The 1,141-nt window shown below is 60.4% G+C and carries 1 protein-coding gene; it reads right to left on the minus strand.

Annotated features, from left to right (window positions below):
* Positions 1 to 75: 75 nt before the first annotated feature.
* On the minus strand, positions 76 to 972 hold the full coding sequence (locus PMI23_RS28430) for a peptidoglycan DD-metalloendopeptidase family protein (RefSeq protein ID WP_007920254.1): 897 nt from the start codon (positions 970 to 972) through the stop codon (positions 76 to 78).
* Positions 973 to 1,141 lie beyond the last annotated feature (169 nt).

A 1,141-nucleotide genomic window follows, 5' to 3' on the forward strand; every position in this document is an offset into this window, starting at 1 on the left:
CCTGCGGCAGCTCCTACAGGGATCGCATTCCCATGCAGGAGCTGCCGCAGGCTGCGATCTTTTGCTTTTAGAGGCTTACTGCTTACCCAACGCAAAGTTGGGCAACGCCCCCAGCGGTTGGTTGAACTGATACGGAATCGACACCAGCCCCTCGCCGGTATTGCGCTGTACGACAAAGTGCAAATGCGGGCCGCTGCTGTTGCCGGTATTGCCTGACAGCGCCAACGGACTGCCCACCGTCACCCGCTGCCCTTCGCGCACGCTCACCGAACCTTGCTTGAGGTGCAGGTACACGCCCATGGTGCCGTCGTCGTGCAGCACCCGCACGAAATTGCCCGACGCATCATTGCCGCGCCCACTCTGCGAGTTTTCAGTCTTCACCACCACCCCGGCCCGCGCGGCAATGATCGGCGTACCCACCGGCATGGCGATGTCCATCGCATAGCGATTCTTCGGCCCATAGTGGCTGTACTGACCGTTGGCGCCCTGACTCAGACGAAACGGCCCACCGCGCCACGGCAACGGGTAGCGATAGCTCTGCGCAGCACCAGAAGGGTCACCCAGTGAATATTGGAACTGCGGCGAATAGACCAGCGGCTTGCCGCTGGTAATCGCCGTCAGCAGCGCCAGACGCGTGTTGCTGCGCGCCGGCAGTACCCGGCGGATGGCTTTGGCTGGCGCGCCGCGTACATTGCTCATGCCGGTAAACGCCAGTGCCACCTCGACCGGTGCATACAGATCGTTGCGTACGAACACCACGTCAACGCCCTTCTGCTTCTTGATATCGAGATAGACCTGCCGCTCCAGGCGCTCGACCATGCGGTCCTGAAAGACGAACACCTGCGAGCCTTTGCTCGGCCGGTCGCTGTACGAGACCACGCCGTTGGCATCGGTGGATTTGTAAATGGTCATGGCCACAGCCGAGGTGGAGGCCATGAAGAGACCACAGAAAAACAGCAGGCGCGCGAGCATGGGCAAAAGTCTGTCGAAAGGTAGGCCTGGAAAAGAGCCTAGCAGGTGAAGCAGACCAGGCTAGTCGACAGATGTTTCAATTTGCCCAGCGCACAAAGCAAAAGATCGCAGCCTTCGGCAGCTCCTACAGGGAAAATGCATTCCAATGTAGGAGCTGCCGAAGGCTGCG

The organism is Pseudomonas sp. GM24 (assembly GCF_000282235.1).
Taxonomy (GTDB): domain Bacteria; phylum Pseudomonadota; class Gammaproteobacteria; order Pseudomonadales; family Pseudomonadaceae; genus Aquipseudomonas.

What these genes read in the sequence shown, in the direction of transcription:
- PMI23_RS28430 (WP_007920254.1), bottom strand. Translation starts at nt 972, where the DNA reads ATGCTCGCGCGCCTGCTGTTTTTCTGTGGTCTCTTCATGGCCTCCACC.